Here is a 19,442-nt window from a genome sequence, read left to right on the forward strand (position 1 = left end):
TGTAAAGGGGGCGTCAAAAGGACGCCCCCTAAAATTTTATTATTACAGCTCCATAATGGTAAAGCAACCGCTTGGACAAATTTCTACACAGGTTTCACAACCCATGCAATCAGCTGCATCGCCAGTAATTTCAGCCTTGTCATCCACCATTTCCAAAATTTTTGCGGGGCAGGGATCAACACAGGAACCACAACCGGTGCAATTATCTTGCTTGATAGAAACCAAGAACATAAAAAAATACCCCCTTGTTTTGTTTTGTAGAAGGTTCTTAGTCAACCAGGATACAAATCAATTATAATTAAACCTTTTATTTTGTTCAATGACATAAAGATACCTAAATAGACAAAACATGGGGGTTGATAAATTTTACAGGTTAAAGGAATTGCTCAGGTCTTTTTGGGTACACTGAAGATTAGAATTTGTTAGTGAACTACTATTTCTATGTATCAGTCGTACCAGTATCAGTAGTCGTCAGAAATGAACGATCTAAATGAAAGCAGCGGGAGATATTATCTCCCGCTGCCTTTGAGGGCTCAACCGACATCTTCCGTTTGTATATGGCGGTTGCCCTGTCGTTTAATTACTATTGGCCACCACCGATTTGATCGGTTTGAGCAGATTGCAGTACTTGAGCTTGTGCGCCACCGGCTAGGGCTTGTTCGGCATAGGCAACCAGTTTTTTGGTCATGTTACCACCAACATAACCGTTAACACGGCTGGGTAGGGAACCCTTGTCCATTTGTTGATAGTTGGCGATACCAAGTTCGCTTGCGATTTCGTATTTCATTTGATCAAGGGCACTTTGAGCTCCGGGGGTAACAGATTGATTTGTGTTACGACTTGTCATTTAAGAACCCTCCTTGATGATTAGTAGTTTTTTTGTGGGTCTACCTTTATTATGGACAAAGAGGGTTTTTAAATACGAGATAATTTATGACAGTGGATATAGTATTAGGATGAACTTCCAAAAGAGGCTTTTTGTTTATTAAGGGCATATATAATAATGATAAAAAAATAAATTAACGATCGTTAAAGATTAAATTTAGAACCCAACTTACCAGGCCGGTTAACAGGGCGCCCATAAAGGCCCCGGTAAAACTATAAACATTAAAGCCAGGGACGAACCAGGAAACAAAGGCAAAGGTAATGGCATTAACCACTAAAATGAAAAAGCCTAGGGTAAAAACGGTAATGGGGAAGGTAAGAAATAGTAGGACCGGGCGAAGAAAGGTATTTACAAAGCCCAACACAACTGCTGCAATAAGGGCGGAGACTATTCCTGATATTTCGATACTGGATATAAAATAATCAGCCACCAGCAGGGCGGCACTATTAAGTAATAGGCTGAGAAGCCAGGACATTATACTCACCTCCAAAATTATAATAATTTGTATATGCTTTTTATGTCAATGCAAGAATTAGAAGGATAATAGGGTTTTAAATAGAAACAATAACTTTGAATCTATAGCTTTTGAAAGGAGGCAGGATTATTGGCTTCTTTACAGGAATGCCTTAAACAGTGGGAAAAAAGTACGATTGTTTATCTTCATTATATGCAGGGTATGTCTTCAAGTGAATATAACAGTGGCTTTGCAGACGGCCTTGAAATGGCCCTTAAATCATTTCAAGAACATGTAAAGGATTGTTCCGAATATGAGATTATTGAGGAGGATGAGGCAAAATGATTGTAAATGTTTATACTGTGGTGAAGATACTTAACGGGCAATGTGATGAGGTATCGGCCTTTGATACCGAAGAGGCAGCAGTGGAATATGCCCAGCAAACCATAAAAGGTGATGATTATGACATCGTTTCTATTTATAGGATTATACTAAATAACCCCAACGTTCAGCTAAGTATTCGGGAATTTAGGAAGGGTAAGTGCGGCTAAGCAATAGATTTGGGGAGGGGTAGATATATGTCTGATATTGCAGAGTTAATTAATGAGAGTATGGAGAAGAAAGGGAGCTTAGAGTTTACAATTGACCAAGGGGACCTTTGGAAAGGTGACATTAAAGAGTATACTGTATTCTATAAGATAAACGGTGATTCAAGAATTAAGCTCTTTAGAAATAATAAGATGGAACTGGTCCTGGTAAGGCTGAACGATGACTGGATGAGACAGGCAAAGGTTAATATTGCCGGGTTATCCGGCCCGTTGGAAGTTAGATTGAACTGGGATGATGCCACCTCAGATGAAATAGCCATTAAATCCTCAGGACAATCAGATTTCCAAAGTGTGAAGGCAGTGCAAATAGATAATTAATTAATATTTTTGTCAAAATACTGGTTTCATTGAAGGATTTTGGAATTCGATGGCGAAACCCGTAAAGGGAAAGTGATTCAGGAGTGTGTTTTTTATGAAAAAGGTACTTTTTCCTTTATTGGGAGCGGCATACCTGGGAATCAGCTTTATTGGACAGAGGTTGTATAGGCTTCTTTATGATGAAGAAACTAAGGACGGAAATATACACATAGAAATATGCCGTCCATGGGAACGTAGGCAAGGGTATCACCCTCATCATAATTCTTTCTAAGACAGGGGACGGTTCTTTGACTCAGTCAAAGAACCGTCCCCTGTAGCGCTTTTGTTATAAAAATTTGATTTTTTTCTGAAGAAAAATTAATAAATGTGTTATATAATAGGCTGGTTGGGAAAAATTTTGTATGTAAGCCCCATTAGGAGGAAAATAATAAATGGCTAATGATATTAGAAATATCGCGATAATTGCCCACGTTGATCACGGTAAAACAACCCTTGTTGATGGAATGCTTAAACAGAGTGGGATATTCCGTCAAAACCAGGTTGTTCAGGAAAGGGTTATGGATTCTAATGACCTAGAGAAGGAACGAGGCATTACAATTCTGGCTAAAAACACCTCGGTTCGTTATCAAAACATTAAGATTAATATTGTAGATACCCCTGGACACTCGGATTTTGGTGGAGAAGTTGAGCGGGTGCTCAAGATGGTGGACGGTGTTCTTTTGTTAGTGGATGCTGCAGAAGGCCCAATGCCTCAAACTAGATTTGTTTTGAGAAAGGCCCTTGAGCTTAACCTTGTTCCGGTGGTTGTTATCAATAAGATTGACAGACCTGATGCCAGAATCAGTGAAGTGGTAGATGAGGTATATGAACTGTTTTTTGAGCTGGGAGCCAATGATGAGCAGCTAGATTTCCCGGTAGTTTATACCATTGCCCGTCAGGGTCTGGCCACCAATGATCCTGATGTGCCGGGAGAAAATCTGCAGCCGCTATTTGAAACTATTTTAGAACATTTTCCTGCCCCCCAGGGGGAAACTGAGGCACCACTGCAGATGTTGGTTAATAACACCGAATATGACTCATATATTGGCAGGGTTGCAGTGGGACGGATAGTGCAGGGGAGTATATCCAGTGGTCAACAGGTGGCAGTAATAAACTATGAGGGTGCAGTTAAAAATCACCGGATCGGCAGGGTGTACACCTTTGAAGGCTTGGAGCGGGTCGAGGTGCCAAGGGCACAATGTGGTGAGATTGTGGTAGTATCGGGGCTAGAGGATATCAAAATTGGTGAAACAATTGCTGATAAGGATAATCCTATTCCCTTACCGGCCATTACCGTGGATGAACCTACCTTGGAAATGACTTTCATGGTAAATGACAGTCCCTTTGCCGGTCAGGAAGGGGATCATATTACTTCAAGAAAAGTTCGGGCCAGATTATATAAAGAGGCCGAAAAGAATGTTAGTCTGAGGGTACAGGATACTGATTCACCAGAAATCTTTAAGGTTGCCGGCAGGGGTGAATTACATCTCTCTATCCTGATTGAAACCATGCGTCGGGAAGGCTATGAGCTTCAGGTATCCAAGCCGGAAGTGATTTTCAGGCGGGATGAGGGCCAACTGCTGGAGCCTATGGAATTACTGCTGGTTGATATACCTGAGGACAAGATGGGTCCGGTCATGGAAAGTTTGGGTAACCGTAAGGGTGAAATGATCAATATGGGACCCAATGGGCCTGGACAGCTCAGACTTGAGTTTAAGGTTCCGGCCAGAGGACTGATAGGCTTTAGATCCCAGCTCCTCACTGAGACCAGAGGACATGCGGTAATGAACCATACTTTCCTGGGTTATGAACCCTTTAAAGGAGAAATTAAAAGGCGCTATCAGGGGGTCCTGATTGCCTTTGAATCTGGCGAGGCTACACAATACGGTTTGAATTCAGTCCAAGACAGGGGAACCCTGTTTGTTGTTCCCGGGACAAAGGTTTATGAAGGTATGGTTGTAGGTGAACATGTTCGGGAACAGGACATTGAAGTTAACGTTTGTAAAAAGAAGCAATTAACAAACCACCGGGCCAGTACCGCTGAAGCAACCGTTAAACTTGAGGAGCCCCGGGTAATGAGTTTAGAGGAGTCCCTTGAGTATCTTTCGGACGATGAACTATTAGAGGTAACCCCAAAGAGTCTCAGGATAAGGAAAAAGCTATTGGATAAGAATGAACGGAGCAGGGCTAAAAAGATAGCCAATATGTCATAGTAAATGGATTAGTTTGTAATTTAAGCCGGGGCGAATTTGAGTTTAGTCTCATTATCGCCCCGATTTATTTATATTTACTGCTATGTTAGGTAAATGGGTTATGGCAGGAGGCTTAAAAATGCGCATTAACAGGAAATTGGAGCATATAGAATTATCCCTTAATCAGAAAAAACGGTCTATAGCTACAGGCTTTGAGGATGTTAGTCTGGTACACAATTCTTTACCCCAGTTGAACTGGGAGGAGGTTGATCCCTCTTGTGAGTTTCTCGGTAAAAAATTATCAGTACCATTATTAATCAATGCCATGACCGGGGGACACCCGCAGTTGGAGGGAATAAACTATAGCTTAGCTAGAGCAGCGAACCTGGCGGGGGTGGCTATTGCGGTGGGCTCCCAGCGGGCTGCCCTGGAGGAACATTCTGCCCGTGCCAGTTTTAAGGTGGTCAGGGAAGCAAACCCACGGGGTGTGGTATTAGCTAATTTAGGGGCTGACTGCTCAGAGCTGGAGGCCAGGGCAGCCATAGAGATGATTAACGCCGATGCAATTCAACTGCACCTTAATGTGCCCCAGGAGATGGCTATGAGGGAAGGGGATCGGCAATTCCGTGGTATCTTAGGGAATATAGAGCTTTTAGTAAAACACCTGTCAGTACCGATTATTGTTAAGGAAGTCGGCTTTGGTATGTCGAGGGAGAGCTTTAGGAGACTTTGTGATATAGGTGTAAGGAATATTGATATAGGCGGTGCCGGTGGAACTGACTTCATGGCCATAGAAGAAAACAGAGCCGGTCGTATGACCATGTGGAGCTGGGGTATACCAACAGCCATCAGCCTTTTGGAAGGTATAGAGGAATGTAAAGGGCAGGCGAATTTAATTGCCTCAGGAGGAATTGAACACGCCTTAGATTGTGTTAAAGCCCTTTGCCTGGGATGCCACCTGGTGGGCATAGCAAGACCACTACTTAAAGTACTTATGAGTGGTTCCGATAAACATTTAGATGACTTCCTTGAGTTATTAAAGGCAGATATTCGCCGCATAATGCTGATGTTGGGAGCAAAAACAATTAAGGATTTGACCTCTGTATCAGCAGTAATTACCGGTAATACATACCATTGGCTTTGCCAGAGAGGCATCAGGGTTGAGTCCTTAGCCCGCAGAAATTTTACTTAAGTCTGCATATTTATTTCCGTTCGCCATATTATGTGATAGAGAAAAATTGGGGGACGGGCCGGTGAAAAAATCACTTGTGTTTATCTTTAGACCCAAACGAGTTTTCAAGCTATTGATTGTTATTGCCTGCATAGTTACCATTCTTAATGTTATTTGGGATAATTTAAGGCCCGGAGAATTCCAGCCAATGCCCCATAGTGAGCCGCCCGAAATCGCCAGGGGAGAATATCTTGGGTGGGAAGAGGTAGACCAAATGTTCCGCAGGTATACAAATGCCCGTGTCGTTGATGTTGATACCGGCTTAAGCTTTGCTGTACAGCGGAGGGGAGGAACCTATCACGCTGATGTGCAGCCACTAACATCAAAGGACACAGCAATTATGAAAATCATTTATGATGGGGAGTGGACCTGGCGGCGAAAAGCTGTTGTTGTTGAGGTTGGAGACAGAAGAATAGCTGCCTCCATGAATGGGATGCCCCATGGAAGTGGGGCCATCAGGGGGAATGACTTCCGGGGGCACTTCTGTATTCATTTCCGAGATAGCAAAGTTCACCAGTCAGGGAAAGAAAATTTAGCCCATCAAATGATGATATGGAAGTCTGCCGGGAAATTTAGGGAAATGGTTGCAACCATGAGACCGGAGGAAGTTATTGAGGTCTTTTTTACAGCAATTGACCAGCAGTCAGTAGATTTGGCTATCAAAACCTTGGATAATCCCTCAAATAAAGAAATGGATTTTCTAAAGCTGTTGGATTCAGAAATAGAAAGAATTAAAGTTCAGAGAATCCGGCAGAGTGGCGGCAATTTCAGCAATTACCTTACTTACCTTACCCTGAGGTACCGGGATGACTCCAAGGATGTTGAAAAAAGAATAGAACTGAGAATGAACGAAACACCTGATGAAGGCTGGAAACTTCAAGGTGACGGGTTAGAGCAGCTCATGGACCGTAAAGCCTCTGTGGAGGTTCTTCTCGAAGGCACTTTTGATGACGATGACCATTGTGATTAGGCAGGAAATAATTCCACCATTTTCTTAAAGGTCAAAATCGCACTCTGTTGAATACAAATATGGTAAGCTACTTAATGAAAGGAGCATTTTTAAAGTGCGATCTTATCTTTACCCTGCATTCACCATGGAACCTGAGGATTTTGAGCGGGCACTTCCCACAGCAATAAAGATTTCTAAAACCTACGACATTCCTTGCAGAGTTCTCAAACAAGGAGACCTTTATGCCATTTGTTTTCAGGATAAAGCTGTCTCTAAAGGAATAGTATACGGACATCTTTATGAAAAAGAGTTAGATAAAAATCTAGGTAAATATGCAATTACAGATGTTTTTTATTTGACACAGGAAGACTTTGAACAGGGAATGACCTGCGACCAGGAGCATTAAGCTTATTTAAAAGAGCCAGGTGAAGATGTCACCTGGTTTTTGCATTGTGTAGTGGTGTTTTTCAAAAGCTAACTCCCAACCATGGTTGGGAGTTAGCTTTTAATTTTACTTTGATATTTTACTTAGATTACAACTGGATCAAGATGATTTTTTCATCTTCACTAAAGGTTGCGGGAAATTTGCCTTTATTTTCGATGCCGAAATATTGAAGAAATCCCTTAGCACCTATACGAGTTTTATTCATGATCAATCCGCTATCTGGCGCAGAGGGCTGGATTCTAATAACCTTTTCTTCTCTATCATATGCAAGTTCAACGTGATCGGCATTTAGCTTTGCTGCAAGATTTCGGTTTAGGGTTATATGATTTTTAGAAACAGATACATAGTTTTCTGACCGAGGGTAATATACTTCAAAGGTCAATGTATTTACCTCCTTTTTCTTTTTGATGATTATACTCTTGCTAACAAAAAATGTCAAACAAATGTTGTCGCCTTTTGTAGAACAGATCTAAATAAATTATTGCATTTATGTGTTGCTTAGGTTTGCTATATTTTAGATTAACTTTTACCTTTATATTTAACTTCTTGTTTATATTTCGCCAATTGTCAGGAGGGTGGTTGTGGCGTAGAATGTAATCAGAGGAAAGGTGGCCTTTTAATGGACCTAAGAAAAACTTTCGCCGCTATGCTAGTAGCTCTTTATCTAGGGATATGCGCTTTAGTTCCATGGTCCTATGCCGGAGATAATGAAGCGATAAAACAACACAGCCTGCTGAAACAAAAGGAGCAACAAGTTGTTGTAGAAATGCTGCAGGTGCAATTGCAGATGGAGCACAACCAAAAAGAGTTGGCTAAGGTTCAGTCTAATCTTAATCAAATTAGAGCTGAAATTCCCAATGTGCAGCAGCAGCTTAGTGAGTCGGAAAAAAATTTAGATATGTGTATGGATAGATTGAAGCTCTGGTTAAAGCATTTTTATGTTGAGGGGCGTACAAATTATCTTATTATGCTACTTGGCGCAGTTGATTTAGGTGATTTTATCAATAGAGTTGCTCTGATTGCTTTGTTAATCTCTCAAGGAATTAAGGATGTTAACCTAGCTCAGGGAGCCATAGATGAGGTTAAGGAAAGAACTAATCAGTTATCAGAATTAGAGCATGGTTTGCAGCACCAGGAGGCCGAGGTTGTTAAAATCATGCAGCAAGATGAGGCTTTACACCGTTCAAAGGAGCTGCTGCTTGAGCAGGTAAGAAAGGAATTGGGGGAAAATCAGGGTAGGGTGCTGGAGGTTGTGGCTGGATTGGCTGAAGCCTTAAAGCCCCTTGAAACTGTCTTGGAAAGGTTTAGAAATGCCCCCTGGGATAAGTATCGCCCCGATCGTTTACAGTTTACCGGGAAAAGGGTGCAGGCCGAGTATAGTCAAAATACCATTAGCCGGATGCTCTTTGGTGCAGTGACGGAAACAAATGCCACCAGGGTAAGCTTTGCAGATAGTATGCTGGTAATAAGCGGCTTTAGTAAAGAGCAGGTGCAGTTTACCATTGCCGGTGAGCTATTTGTCGAAGGTGGAAATGTTTGTTATAGACTCAAAACAGTAACAATAGGAGAGGTGGCCCTTTCTCCTGAATTGGTACAGATTATCGGCGGGAGGCAGGGGTTAGTTTACCCGGTGGATTTGTTAATGGGCTGGAAATTAGAAAACATTACGGTCCATCAAGGGAGGGCGGTTTTTGAATTGGTACCGGCATAATAAAACCCTGCGTTGGCAGGGCTTTATTAATTAAGGTTTTGATTAAGATATTTTTTGGATAGGCTCGGGGCTCTTGCGTTTGGTGAATTGATCATCGGCGTAATCGCAAGAGATAAGGTAAATGTTCACCCAGAGGTCATGCTCGTTAGGTTTACCCTCCAGCTCCCTGGCAACCTCTTTGAATTTTTTCTCTACCCTATCTTTGAAACCAGAGAACTCCACCAGGACATCTATTACATCCCGCTGGTTGTAAGAAGTCCCTTCTTTTAGAACCTTTGCCAAAATTTACACCCCCTGTAAAGACTTTCCGGTTTTTGTGCTATTATTATACTTCTTATTAATAACTTCTGTTAAGGGGTGTAAAATGTCTAATAGTTCGTATCTGTGTAAAAGTAAGACAATCTGTGAAGGACACGCCTAGGCGTGTCCTTCTTGAAAAAATTTATATTATTGACCAAACTGGGTAGTGCTGAAATTATTCTGGTAGGGTTGGGTTTGTTGATTGCCAAATTGACTTAGGTAGCTTGCTTGGGCAGAGCTAATACCATAGCTTCCCAGGTTTTGGTTTTGGAAGTTTTGACCACTACGCTGGGTATACTGGTTATATTGATTCTGGCCAAATTGTCCGAAGTTTTGGCCTTGACCAAATTGGCTTGTATTAAAGCCGGTACCTTGGTTTTGGTGGGATGTGGCAGCACTGATGACGCTATTAATATTGCCACCAAATTGGCCGGTTTGTTGATTTTGACCAGCTAGGCCATAGGAGGTTGTTCCGTACTGCTGACCTTGTCCATATTGACCGCCATATTGGCTGGAGCCATATTGATTGCCTTGGAAACCTTGGTTTTGAGACATCATTTGAGATGACATGCTAGTAAGCTGGTTTAGTTCCTGGTTAATGCGCTGGCATGTTTGACTGATGCGTTGTAGCTGCTGACTAGCATTGGATTCAACTTGGGACATTTGCTGGAGCTGCTGCTGATTATTTTGTTCGGATTGCTGCATTTGGCGGCACATTTGTTCGATGCTGCTCAGCTCACTACGTAGGTTGCTAATACGTGATTGAAGCTGTTGAACGTTTTGGTACATTGAATTACCTCCCTGAAAATATTATTTAGGCTTTTTTGCCTAGGAATATTCTTTTTCGAAAAACAGGAAGATATTCACTTGTAGCTTAATTACTTACACTTTTTTAGTTTTTATTCATTTAGCATGTTAGTTTACTATTTTTTGATATATGCATCCTTAAATAAAGGTAGTCCAAAGGGATTGAGAGAAACTTCTTTTATGTAGTCAGCCACGGCTATTGTATCCTTACCATAGTTCAAAAATACCATGGGGGTATCCTGGAGAATGATTTGCTGGGCATGAAAGTATAATCTTTTTCTTACGCTTTCATCATGTTCCTTTTGGGCAGCAGATATCAGTCGGTCAACTTCACTGTTTTTATATTTGGTAAGATTTGTTTGGGGGGTAGCCCCTGATGCAAGCAATGTATATAAAAAATTATCAGGGTCCATATTATCCCCAACCCAACCAAAAAGAAAAGCATCTCCCTGTTGATTGTTCAGGGCTGTTTTAAATTCATGCCAAGGATAGGATTTAATTGTTACCCTTATATCGGCCTTGGCTAATTGTCTCTTTACAATATCGGCCAGCAGGGTAGAGCCAATTGGATTGTAGGGTCTGGGTGAAGTATAGCTTATCAAAGTAATGTCGATACCATTGGGATATCCAGCCGCCCTTAAAAGCTCTTTGGCGTTTTGCGCGCCCCCGGAATAGGGAGTAAGGTCTTTGTTATAACCCAGAATTAAAGGAGGTAGGACACTGTTGGCGGCTAGGGAATTATCACCAAATAATTCTTGGGCTATTTCCTTTCTGTCCATGGCAACACAGATGGCCCTTCGGATTCTGGAATTATTAAAGGGGGGACGGTCATTGTACATGCCAAGGTAGCCAAGGGAGGCAGAGGGCTGACTAAGTTTAGACATATTTTCTTTGGTGAGCTTGGCTAGTTGCTTAGCCGGTATATCTGCTATATCTGCAAGGCCTGAGTTAACAGAGTTTATCCTCTCATTAACTGTGCCGTGCGCAAATAAAATAGAATTTATTTTTGGCCGTTTTCCCCAATAACTTTGGTTTGCAATAAGGACGGGGTTTTCTCTATTCCAGCCCCCAAGGGAATATGCACCGGTACCCGCAGGATTTTTATAAAAATTATCACCCTGCTTGCTAACAGAAGTAGGACTGACAATAGGAGCAGCCCAGGGCATTGCCAGATTTCTCAAAAAGGGTGCGTAGGGTGAATTAAGGGTAAATTTTACTGTATAGTCATCAATTACATCGACTGCTTTTACCACTCCAAAGGTAAAGCTACCGTAAGTCATATTGTCCCTTTTGAGAGGCTGGAGCTGTCTCTCAACACTAAATTTAACGGCTTCTGCATTGAAGGGAGTATTATCGTGAAAAAGAACCCCCTGACGCAGGGTGAAAGTCCAGCTTAGACCATCGGGAGACACTTCCCAGCTAATGGCTAAACATGGCTCTACCTCTGTGGAATTGGGCTTAAAACGTACCAAGCCCTCAAAGATATTAACCAAAGCCTTGGCCTCGGATAAATTATTTGCCTCTGCAGGATCCAGGGTTTTAATTGTTTCCTCTGTGACATAGGTGATATCATATTCCTCTGGTAGGGTTATTTGTTCAGACACCACGTGGGTATTTACTCCGTAATATCTAAGGGCAAGGGAGAAAAAACTAAGAAAAATGATTAAAAAAAGTATCTGATAAAGCTTACCGCGCATTATCGCACCCCCGTTGACAAATATAACTCATAATGTATAATTCTTCCAATTAGACAAATTACCTCCCAACAATTGGAAAAATAGAGGAGTGATTTTTTTGACAATATATTTTGGATCAGCTGGAGCACCAGATTCCTTTTATGGAGCCGGTTTCAAGAGTTCATTGGATATGCCTGCTTGGTTGCTGGACAAGGGCTAAATGCCTATGAGTATCAATGCAGCCGGGGAGTACGCATAAAGGAAGAAATGGCCGGAGAGCTGGGTAAAAGGGCGAGGCAACATGGCATTAAGCTGTCGATTCATGCCCCCTACTATATAAATCTTAGTACCGAGGACCCGGAAAAAAGGCTTAAGACTAAGGGGTATATTTTAGACTCCCTGAGGGCTGCCAGTTGGATGGGAGCTACTACTGTGGTTTTTCACCCGGGTGGTGGTCCGGGAGATAATCGTTTAGAGACCTTTCGACGGGCCAAGGTCTGCTTGGCCGAAGTTTTAGAGGAGATTAAGGCTGAAGGCTTGGATGATATTTTATTGGCTGCAGAAACCATGGGTAAAATAAATCAAATTGGCTCTCTAGAAGAAATTTTAGAACTATGTCAGCTTGGAGAACAGGTAGTGCCCTGTGTTGACTTTGGGCATCTACATGCAGTATCCCAGGGAGGACTTCAAGGCATCGAAGATTTTGCCTTGATTTTGAACAAAATAACTGATGCAATTGGAGTCCAAGCCCTAAAGACATTGCATATGCATTTTAGTCCGGTGGAATTTACACGGGCGGGAGAGAAGAAGCACTGGACTCTCAAGGAAAGTCATCTCTACGGTCCCGAATTTGCCCCCCTTGCTCAATTAATAGCAGAAAGAGGAATGGAACCCACCGTAATTTGTGAGTCCCAGGGGACCCAGGCTGAGGATGCATTGGCATTTAAGGGGCTCTATGAGTCTATAAAAAAAGAACTAGACGCCAGGGGCGTCTAGTAGTCTCAATTTCCTAGTGCATTTCTACGTTTTCAGCACCATGTTGTTTTAAGCTGTTTTCGGCCTCGTTAATTTTGCCTCCATCAGCCTTAATGGAAACCATAATTTTTCCTTGTTTAATGCGATCTTCATACTCACGGCCCTTTGCTTCTGGGATGCCATAATCAATCAATCCTCCGGCAATACCACCGGTGGCAGCTCCGGATATGGCAGCGGCGATAGGGCCAGCAGCAATCAGTGGACCAAAGCCAGGTATGGCTAAGGCTCCAGCACCTAAAGCAAGTCCTGCTAGACCACCAATGGCGGCACCGCCAGTCGCGCCGTCACTTACTCCATCCCCACCTGTGAAATTACTGGTGCGGGGGCCTTTGCTTTCGTCCTTAGCAATAATTGAAATATCATTGGTCCAACCGGCATGTCGCAAGTCGGCCACAGCTTTTTCGGCCTGATCCCGGGAGGAGAAAAAACCAGTTACAGTTTTCAAGAGCATAACCTCCTTTATTTTGTTTAAAGGTACAAAGTTATGTTACCCATTTACAGTGGGAACATGCCTGATATAAATTTCATAAAGTACCAGGAAGTCGCACATTAAAGCAGTTTCCCAAAAGTGCGACTTTTGGTACTTTGATCCTTAATTCTGGCCTTTGATTATGGCAAGATATTTCATAAAGATGAAAAAATAGTTTATTTTTGTCTGTAGTTTGGTATAATATGTTTTGTGTTTAGCAAAAATACACGAAAAATATGATAAAAAAGAGAGGAGAACTGAGAATGCTACCCACTCCTAAGAAATATTTCGTTACAGCGGCTGCTTCTGAAGGCAGAAGCAAGTTAACGGCATTTGACAATGCATTATTGAAGGCTCGCATTGGTAATGTAAACCTTATTAGGGTATCAAGTATTCTTCCGCCAGGTACGGAAAATGATCCGGAACTGGTACTACCTCCCGGTTCTCTGGTTCCCACCGCATATGGCTACATTATGAGTGATGAACCAGGGGAGTTAATTTCAGCCGCTGTAGGTGTAGGGATTTCTGCCGACACCTTTGGTGTAATAATGGAGTTCTCCGGTAAATGCAGTAAAGCGGAAGCAGAAAAGAACATAGAAAACATGGTTAAAGAAGCCTTTGAAACCAGAGGTATGGAACTAATAGACATAAAAATTGCCGCCGTTGAGCATAGAGTGGAAAAAATAGGCTGTGCACTGGCAGCAGTACCCCTTTGGTATTAAGAACTAGGAGGTTTTGAAAAGTGGAATTATGGTATACCGAAAGAAATATTGTTCCCGGACTGGCATTAAGTGTAGAGGTTAGCAAGACCCTGCATTCTGAACAGACTGAATACCAGCATTTGGCTATTGTGGAAACCCCCCTTTGTGGACGGATGCTCCTATTAGATAACATTATCATGACCAATATCAAGGATGAGTTTGTGTACCATGAAATGATCAGCCACGTTGCCCTGAACACACATCCTAACCCTAAAAAAGTACTTGTTATCGGTGGCGGTGATGGCGGGGCCATTAGGGAAATCATCAAGCATCCCAGTGTAGAAAAGGCAGTATTGGTGGAGATAGACCGCAGAGTAGTGGAAACTTCAATTGAGTATTTGCCTGAGATAGCTTGTGGCCTAAAAGACCCCAAGGTGGAAGTTCACTATAAAGATGGCATCAAATATGTGCAGGACCATAAGAATGAATTTGATATTATTTTAGTTGATTCTACCGATCCCATTGGTCCCGCTGTGGGTCTTTTTGAAGGGGATTTCTATAAAAGCTGCCATGAAGCCCTTAAGGAAGATGGCATATTCGTGGCCCAAACAGAGTCACCCTATTATAATGAAGAATTAATTCCAAAGGTACAAAAGGATATTCGGGCTAATTACCCAATTACCAAGCTATACTTGGCCTTTATACCTACCTATCCTGGCGGATGCTGGAGCTTTACTATGGGATCAAAGAAACATGATCCCGAGGCAGTGGACTTCAGTAACTGGGCTGGTTACAAAACCCGGTATTATAACCCCGAAATACATAAGGCAGCCTTTGTTTTGCCAAACTTTGTCCGTGAACTAATCTCCAAATAGGGGAGGCTGATTTTATGTTTAACCTTCTGGATAGATGCTCTGGTTTCATTGGCTCTACAGATGACTACAATGAGGCAGACATTGTCCTAGTTGGCGCCCCTATGGATTTCACGGTAAGTTTTAGACCTGGCACTAGGATGGGACCCCAAGCCATCAGACAAGTTTCCATTGGGTTGGAAGAGTATAGTGTTATATTGGATCGGGACCTTAGTGACTATAGCTATTTTGATGCAGGGGACATAGCTCTCCCCTTCGGTCATGTTGAACTTAGTTTGCAGCGTATTGGGCAAGTTGTGGGGCAGATCCTTAATGATGAAAAATTTCCCGTGGTAATGGGGGGAGAGCATCTGATTAGTCTGCCAGTTATTGAGCAGGTTGCTGCCAAATACCCGGGATTAAAACTGCTTCATTTTGATGCCCATGCGGACCTAAGAGAAAACTATATGGGACAACCCTTGTCCCATGCCTCGGTTATTAGGCATGCCGTTGAACTGGTGGGTGGGCAGAATGTCTACCAATTCGGTATTCGCTCAGGCACCAGGGAGGAGTTTGCCTATGCCCGTGAGAATACTAATATGTTTGTGGGCAAAGTGATTGAGCCATTAAAAAAGCTGCTGCCGGAATTGCAGGGCAGCCCAATCCATATTACCTTAGACATTGATGTGGTTGATCCAGCCTATGCACCAGGCACCGGAACTGCTGAGCCGGGTGGCTGCTCATCGGGAGAGATTTTAGAGGCCATATATATGCTAAAGGATTTTAATGTGGTGGGCTTTGATCTGGTGGAAATAAGTCCTGTTTACGATCATTCTGAAAGAACGGCTATTCTTGGCTCCAAGCTTATTAGAGAAGCAATTTTATCCTTCGGCAAAGCTAAACAGAAAAAAGGATAAAAATATCTTGCATAAGCATATTTTTCATTTGACTTCTTGAGTCAGTTTTTGTATACTTATCAATGTCAGCGCGAAAGCTGCTGACAATGGAGCTGTGGTGTAGTGGCCTAACATGCCTGCCTGTCACGCAGGAGAACGCGGGTTCGACTCCCGTCAGCTCCGCCACAAATTTGCCTCGATAGCTCAGTTGGTAGAGCAGCGGACTGAAAATCCGCGTGTCGCTGGTTCGATTCCGGCTCGAGGCACCACATTTTATCTTAAGTGCGGAAGTGGCTCAGTGGTAGAGCATCGCCTTGCCAAGGCGAGGGTCGCGGGTTCGAATCCCGTCTTCCGCTCCATTCGCAAACCTTAACAGAAAAAGCAAGGCGAGGGTCGGGGTTCGAAGGCCCCTCCCGTCTTCCACTCCATTACTATCTGGCGGCATAGCCAAGTGGTAAGGCAGAGGACTGCAAATCCTCCATTCCCCAGTTCAAATCTGGGTGCCGCCTCCAACTAAGATAATATTAATTTATATATAGAAACACCTGCTGTTTATCGGCAGGTGTTTTGTTTTTTTATTGACATTCAACCTGTATGTTTTGGCTTTTGTCGGGATTATATAGCTTTTTTAAACGGGCTTTTTGTTCTTCGGCAAAAAGCTTGTTCATTTCAACTGTATCATTATAGGCATCCCACATGGCAAAAATATATAACGAAGGGAAGAAAAGAAGCCATTGATAATTAACGGTAGCTTCGGCGAGATCGAATCTCCCAAACGAGGTATGTATAATCGCCATATTAATATTAGCAAAATAAATAATAGCCACTGTCCAGCCTAACAGAATCATACCCTTAAGGGCTTTGTGGTTGTAGATATGTCCGAAGCCACTTAATAGCGCAGACCAGGCTAATGCTACCCAGGGATTTGCCCGGTCAAGGTAGTTTACTCCATAGGTTGACATGGTCATAAATTTATACTTTCTATGGGTCTGATATCTTTCAAGGCGAGCTAATTTGTTGTAGGTTACACTAATTCTATAACTATCAAAGATGGCAAAACAAAAAATAACCCCATAAAAAAGCGCCCACCCATAATCCAAAACTTCATTGGCCTGATGGAATTTGCCAGTAAAGGTATACAATATGGCCATATTAATCCGGGCCTTAGAGTTAACTAATATCTCCCATGACATTAGGACGAGTCCTCTAAAATACTGACCTTGACAGAGGTGGCCAAGACCAGGCAAAGCTGCTGACCACCACATAGGCAACCAAGGGCTTTTGTTGTGGAGTATGGCTATGTTAATAGTAGATATGGACATACGGGGTATTCGGAAGTCAGTATTATGACCCACTGGCTCACCACCTTTTTATTTAGAATATCCCCGGAGTATTTTGTTTATCCTATTAAAAAAACAGGTGATTGCATGTATATATTCGGGCTATTCGAGCCTTCATTAGATCTTGAATTGGGGTTGAAGAAATTGAGGTCTAATGGCTTTAAGGATGGAAGATTAATTGTAGTTCCGTTAGAAATCAGTAAACACCCTGGCAAGCAAACCATTCTGGATTCTATGTATAAAACCGATGGAATGAGCCTTATTGATGGAATCGCTATTTTATCTTCCATAGGTATGGTCTTGGGTGTGATCTATGGTTCGATTGTATTTATCGGGCCCATAGCCTTAGGTCTCATAGGTATGGTGGTAGGAGGTGGCATAGGCTATATTTTAGATAAACACTTCTGCAAGAGAAAAAGAACTGTTCATGACACTCCTTCGGGTGATATTGTGGTGGCAGTAAATTATAAAAACGAAGATGAGGCGCAATTTATTGAAACTGTAATGAAAGAACACAAGGCCACTGCTTTAGGTCGGGGAAATGCTTAAATGTATGACTTCTAGATGCCAGGCAGATAAGATAAATGGATGCATATGACAAAAAATTAAATTTCGAGAAGGGAAATAGCGGGTATAGTGTCGAAGTGATATTTATCACAAATCTGCCGGTGTTGTTAAGGAGTGTAAGCTACATGAAGGAGACCTGCAAGCGGTGTGTTTACGGGGTTGAAATAATTCGCGGGGACTATAAATGTGAAAAACAAGAAATAAAGATTACCAGAGATGAAGCCCTATATCCATTTAGAAGGTGTCCCTTATTTCTATTTAGAAGCAGTATGATTAAAATAAAGAGGATTCACCCCAATGCTGAGATTCCCAAACGGGCAACGGCAGAAAGTGCCGGCTTTGATCTGCAGTGTATTGAGGATGTGATTATTGGGAGCGGTAAACACCTGGCAGTCCGCACAGGATTAGCCTTTGAAATCCCCTCAGGCCATGCCATGCTGATTTATCCCCGCAGTGGTTTAGCTAAGAATCACGGAATTACACTAAGCAACGCTGTGGGAGTGGTTGACTCCGATTATCGTGGGGAGATAGTTGTTTTATTACATAATACAGGTAGCTATGATGTGTCTTTCAAAGTTGGAGATAGAATTGCCCAAGCAATAATACATAAGTTACCGGATATTGAATTGGTCGAATGCGAGGAATTAAGCGATACTGAGAGAGGAAGAGGTGGTTTTGGCAGTACTGGCAAATAAATGCTTAATTTTGTATAATTTGGGGTATTGTCAAACGTGAGATAATGTAGTATTATTTATAAATGTCGGCCTGCCTCGATAGCTCAGTTGGTAGAGCAGCGGACTGAAAATCCGCGTGTCGCTGGTTCGATTCCGGCTCGAGGCACCACATTTTAATTAACTGCGGAAGTGGCTCAGTGGTAGAGCATCGCCTTGCCAAGGCGAGGGTCGCGGGTTCGAATCCCGTCTTCCGCTCCATTCGCAAACTTAACAGAAAAAGCAAGGCGAGGGTCGGGGTTCGAAGGCCCCTCCCGTCTTCCGATCCATTACTATCTGGCGGCATAGCCAAGTGGTAAGGCAGAGGACTGCAAATCCTCCATTCCCCAGTTCAAATCTGGGTGCCGCCTCCAATACGCAACTCTTGCAGGAGTTGTTTTTTTATTGTAAAAAAGGTTCGGTGCAAAACACCGAACCTTTAACGTTTCTTTCTTTTAGCCGGTCTAGTTCTCTGGGTGGTGATTCTTGGCTGGTTAAAAACCTCAGGCTCAAAGGTTGGGGCGGCGGAGGCTATAGAATCATTTATTTCCTCTAGTACTCTGTTAACAAGCTCGTTCTTACCCATGTCTTCAACCAAATCTATAGTTGAATGAACTGGAACTATTAGAGTTTTCTTCTTAGGGGAAGTCAAGCTTTCGATGGGGGAGATATTCTTTTTCTCCTTATCAATAAGCTTTGAGATAGTACTGGGGTTTGTATTATTAGTAGTAGCAGGGGTGGGGTATTTTGCCAGGGTGATGGATGATATTTGGGTATTTAAGGAGTCTACTTGTGCAAGGGTTTCCTCCAGGGCCAGTACATCATCCGAGGTACCCTCTACGCCAAGGGCCTTTATGGCATCCTCCTGCATTAGTTTAACCCACTCGGCAACAACTTCAAGGCCGTCTAATAGCTCTTTAAAACTACTGCGGATTTCTTGTCCTATATTTTTCTCAAGCTCTTCCTGACGCACAGAAAGATCAAGTATTCGGTTTCTCTCGGCCCTGGTTAAGGTTGATAATGGTTTATTTAGCCCGCTAATTCTATTTACTATATCACGGTATTCTTCAAAAAACATTAGTGATTCCTCCTCAGCAAAGTTTCTTATTAATTCGCTGAAGGACCAGGAAAATCCTTCCAGTATTAAGTAAAATAGATAATATTTTCCAAATTGACGTTGGCTTTGGATCTTTTGGGTTATCCTACTTTTATAGGCAATGAAATGATGATATACTCAAGAAAATTAACGGGAAGTGA

At 42.5% G+C, this 19,442-nt stretch carries 24 protein-coding genes, 7 tRNA genes and 1 pseudogene; 22 read left to right on the top strand and 10 right to left on the bottom strand.

Annotation, left to right across the window (positions count from 1 at the left end):
- Positions 1-42: 42 nt before the first annotated feature.
- The 3 genes from P6N53_RS06945 to P6N53_RS06955 all read right to left on the bottom strand — a co-directional run bounded on the left by P6N53_RS06945 (position 43) and on the right by P6N53_RS06955 (position 1,361).
- The gene (locus P6N53_RS06945; RefSeq protein WP_304542080.1) at positions 43-231 is read right to left on the bottom strand and encodes a ferredoxin family protein; all 189 of its coding nucleotides are present in this window, start codon (positions 229-231) and stop codon (positions 43-45) included.
- A gap of 352 nt (positions 232-583) precedes the next feature.
- Entirely contained in the window at positions 584-847 is a 264-nt protein-coding gene (locus P6N53_RS06950) for an alpha/beta-type small acid-soluble spore protein (protein ID WP_304542081.1), read from the bottom strand.
- 172 nt (positions 848-1,019) lie between these two features.
- Positions 1,020-1,361: a phage holin family protein gene (locus P6N53_RS06955; RefSeq protein WP_304542082.1), complete on the bottom strand. Its 342-nt coding sequence runs from the start codon at positions 1,359-1,361 to the stop codon at positions 1,020-1,022.
- 129 nt (positions 1,362-1,490) lie between these two features.
- On the opposite strand from P6N53_RS06955, the gene P6N53_RS06960 reads away from it, so the two are divergent.
- The 8 genes from P6N53_RS06960 (at position 1,491) to P6N53_RS06995 (ending at position 7,083) form a co-directional block, all read left to right on the top strand.
- On the top strand, positions 1,491-1,685 hold the full coding sequence (locus P6N53_RS06960; protein WP_304542083.1) for a cap-binding protein: 195 nt from the start codon (positions 1,491-1,493) through the stop codon (positions 1,683-1,685).
- Complete coding sequence (locus P6N53_RS06965) at positions 1,682-1,891, top strand: hypothetical protein (protein WP_304542084.1); 210 nt, start codon at positions 1,682-1,684, stop codon at positions 1,889-1,891. Before P6N53_RS06960 ends, P6N53_RS06965 begins: the two co-directional genes overlap by 4 nt.
- A gap of 27 nt (positions 1,892-1,918) precedes the next feature.
- Positions 1,919-2,266, top strand: a complete 348-nt coding sequence (locus tag P6N53_RS06970) for a hypothetical protein (RefSeq protein ID WP_304542085.1) — start codon at positions 1,919-1,921, stop codon at positions 2,264-2,266.
- Positions 2,267-2,360: 94 nt separating this feature from the next.
- Entirely contained in the window at positions 2,361-2,537 is a 177-nt protein-coding gene (locus P6N53_RS06975) for a hypothetical protein (protein WP_304542086.1), read from the top strand.
- Positions 2,538-2,697: 160 nt separating this feature from the next.
- A complete protein-coding gene (gene typA, locus P6N53_RS06980) occupies positions 2,698-4,518 on the top strand; it encodes a translational GTPase TypA (RefSeq protein ID WP_304542087.1) in 1,821 nt (606 codons plus the stop codon).
- Positions 4,519-4,636: 118 nt separating this feature from the next.
- Positions 4,637-5,689, top strand: coding sequence for a type 2 isopentenyl-diphosphate Delta-isomerase (gene fni / locus P6N53_RS06985; protein WP_304542088.1), 1,053 nt, complete (start codon positions 4,637-4,639; stop codon positions 5,687-5,689).
- A 61-nt stretch (positions 5,690-5,750) separates the two neighbouring features.
- Complete coding sequence (locus tag P6N53_RS06990; protein WP_304542089.1) at positions 5,751-6,698, top strand: hypothetical protein; 948 nt, start codon at positions 5,751-5,753, stop codon at positions 6,696-6,698.
- Positions 6,699-6,792: 94 nt separating this feature from the next.
- Positions 6,793-7,083: a hypothetical protein gene (locus tag P6N53_RS06995; protein ID WP_304542090.1), complete on the top strand. Its 291-nt coding sequence runs from the start codon at positions 6,793-6,795 to the stop codon at positions 7,081-7,083.
- A 127-nt stretch (positions 7,084-7,210) separates the two neighbouring features.
- Here P6N53_RS06995 and P6N53_RS07000 read toward each other — a convergent pair whose 3' ends face one another.
- On the bottom strand, positions 7,211-7,504 hold the full coding sequence (locus P6N53_RS07000; protein ID WP_304542091.1) for a hypothetical protein: 294 nt from the start codon (positions 7,502-7,504) through the stop codon (positions 7,211-7,213).
- A 237-nt stretch (positions 7,505-7,741) separates the two neighbouring features.
- On the opposite strand from P6N53_RS07000, the gene P6N53_RS07005 reads away from it, so the two are divergent.
- Positions 7,742-8,833, top strand: coding sequence for a coiled-coil domain-containing protein (locus tag P6N53_RS07005; RefSeq protein WP_304542092.1), 1,092 nt, complete (start codon positions 7,742-7,744; stop codon positions 8,831-8,833).
- A 42-nt stretch (positions 8,834-8,875) separates the two neighbouring features.
- Here P6N53_RS07005 and P6N53_RS07010 read toward each other — a convergent pair whose 3' ends face one another.
- The 3 genes from P6N53_RS07010 to P6N53_RS07020 form a co-directional block, all read right to left on the bottom strand.
- Positions 8,876-9,115, bottom strand: a complete 240-nt coding sequence (locus P6N53_RS07010) for a hypothetical protein (RefSeq protein ID WP_304542093.1) — start codon at positions 9,113-9,115, stop codon at positions 8,876-8,878.
- A 165-nt stretch (positions 9,116-9,280) separates the two neighbouring features.
- Positions 9,281-9,922, bottom strand: a complete 642-nt coding sequence (locus P6N53_RS07015; RefSeq protein ID WP_304542094.1) for a hypothetical protein — start codon at positions 9,920-9,922, stop codon at positions 9,281-9,283.
- A gap of 134 nt (positions 9,923-10,056) precedes the next feature.
- Complete coding sequence (locus P6N53_RS07020) at positions 10,057-11,637, bottom strand: ABC transporter substrate-binding protein (RefSeq protein WP_304542095.1); 1,581 nt, start codon at positions 11,635-11,637, stop codon at positions 10,057-10,059.
- Between the two features lie 97 nt (positions 11,638-11,734).
- Here P6N53_RS07020 and P6N53_RS07025 point away from each other — a divergent pair.
- Positions 11,735-12,612, top strand: a pseudogene (locus P6N53_RS07025) (TIM barrel protein).
- Positions 12,613-12,625: 13 nt separating this feature from the next.
- Here the strand turns inward: P6N53_RS07025 and P6N53_RS07030 are convergent.
- On the bottom strand, positions 12,626-13,096 hold the full coding sequence (locus P6N53_RS07030) for a hypothetical protein (protein WP_304542096.1): 471 nt from the start codon (positions 13,094-13,096) through the stop codon (positions 12,626-12,628).
- Between the two features lie 287 nt (positions 13,097-13,383).
- Between P6N53_RS07030 and P6N53_RS07035 the strand changes: the two genes are divergently transcribed.
- The 7 genes from P6N53_RS07035 to P6N53_RS07065 all read left to right on the top strand — a co-directional run bounded on the left by P6N53_RS07035 (position 13,384) and on the right by P6N53_RS07065 (position 16,080).
- The gene (locus P6N53_RS07035; protein WP_304542097.1) at positions 13,384-13,842 is read left to right on the top strand and encodes a pyruvoyl-dependent arginine decarboxylase; all 459 of its coding nucleotides are present in this window, start codon (positions 13,384-13,386) and stop codon (positions 13,840-13,842) included.
- A 20-nt stretch (positions 13,843-13,862) separates the two neighbouring features.
- Complete coding sequence (gene speE / locus P6N53_RS07040) at positions 13,863-14,696, top strand: polyamine aminopropyltransferase (protein WP_304542098.1); 834 nt, start codon at positions 13,863-13,865, stop codon at positions 14,694-14,696.
- Between the two features lie 14 nt (positions 14,697-14,710).
- Positions 14,711-15,589 carry an agmatinase gene (gene speB / locus P6N53_RS07045; protein ID WP_304542099.1) on the top strand — a complete coding sequence of 293 codons (879 nt, stop codon included), beginning with the start codon at positions 14,711-14,713 and terminating at the stop codon, positions 15,587-15,589.
- 88 nt (positions 15,590-15,677) lie between these two features.
- Positions 15,678-15,754, top strand: a tRNA-Asp gene (locus P6N53_RS07050).
- Between the two features lie 7 nt (positions 15,755-15,761).
- A tRNA-Phe gene (locus P6N53_RS07055) sits at positions 15,762-15,837 on the top strand.
- A 15-nt stretch (positions 15,838-15,852) separates the two neighbouring features.
- Positions 15,853-15,927, top strand: a tRNA-Gly gene (locus tag P6N53_RS07060).
- Between the two features lie 78 nt (positions 15,928-16,005).
- Positions 16,006-16,080 (top strand) — tRNA-Cys (locus P6N53_RS07065).
- Between the two features lie 63 nt (positions 16,081-16,143).
- On the opposite strand, the gene P6N53_RS07070 is transcribed toward P6N53_RS07065, so the two are convergent.
- Positions 16,144-16,923: a hypothetical protein gene (locus tag P6N53_RS07070; protein ID WP_304542100.1), complete on the bottom strand. Its 780-nt coding sequence runs from the start codon at positions 16,921-16,923 to the stop codon at positions 16,144-16,146.
- Between P6N53_RS07070 and P6N53_RS07075 the strand changes: the two genes are divergently transcribed.
- The 5 genes from P6N53_RS07075 to P6N53_RS07095 all read left to right on the top strand — a co-directional run bounded on the left by P6N53_RS07075 (position 16,915) and on the right by P6N53_RS07095 (position 18,559).
- Positions 16,915-17,457 (top strand): hypothetical protein, encoded by a 543-nt coding sequence (locus tag P6N53_RS07075; protein ID WP_304542102.1) that lies wholly within the window; start codon positions 16,915-16,917, stop codon positions 17,455-17,457. The genes P6N53_RS07070 and P6N53_RS07075 overlap by 9 nt on opposite strands.
- Positions 17,458-17,600: 143 nt before the next feature.
- Positions 17,601-18,170 (top strand): dUTP diphosphatase, encoded by a 570-nt coding sequence (gene dut, locus P6N53_RS07080; protein WP_304542103.1) that lies wholly within the window; start codon positions 17,601-17,603, stop codon positions 18,168-18,170.
- A gap of 72 nt (positions 18,171-18,242) precedes the next feature.
- Positions 18,243-18,318, top strand: a tRNA-Phe gene (locus P6N53_RS07085).
- A gap of 14 nt (positions 18,319-18,332) precedes the next feature.
- Positions 18,333-18,407 (top strand) — tRNA-Gly (locus P6N53_RS07090).
- A 77-nt stretch (positions 18,408-18,484) separates the two neighbouring features.
- Positions 18,485-18,559 (top strand) — tRNA-Cys (locus P6N53_RS07095).
- Between the two features lie 65 nt (positions 18,560-18,624).
- Here P6N53_RS07095 and P6N53_RS07100 read toward each other — a convergent pair.
- Entirely contained in the window at positions 18,625-19,263 is a 639-nt protein-coding gene (locus P6N53_RS07100; RefSeq protein WP_304542104.1) for a hypothetical protein, read from the bottom strand.
- Positions 19,264-19,442: the final 179 nt, after the last annotated feature.

It is taken from the genome of Desulforamulus aquiferis, assembly GCF_030577015.1.
In the GTDB taxonomy this organism is placed as follows: domain Bacteria; phylum Bacillota; class Desulfotomaculia; order Desulfotomaculales; family Desulfotomaculaceae; genus Desulfotomaculum; species Desulfotomaculum aquiferis.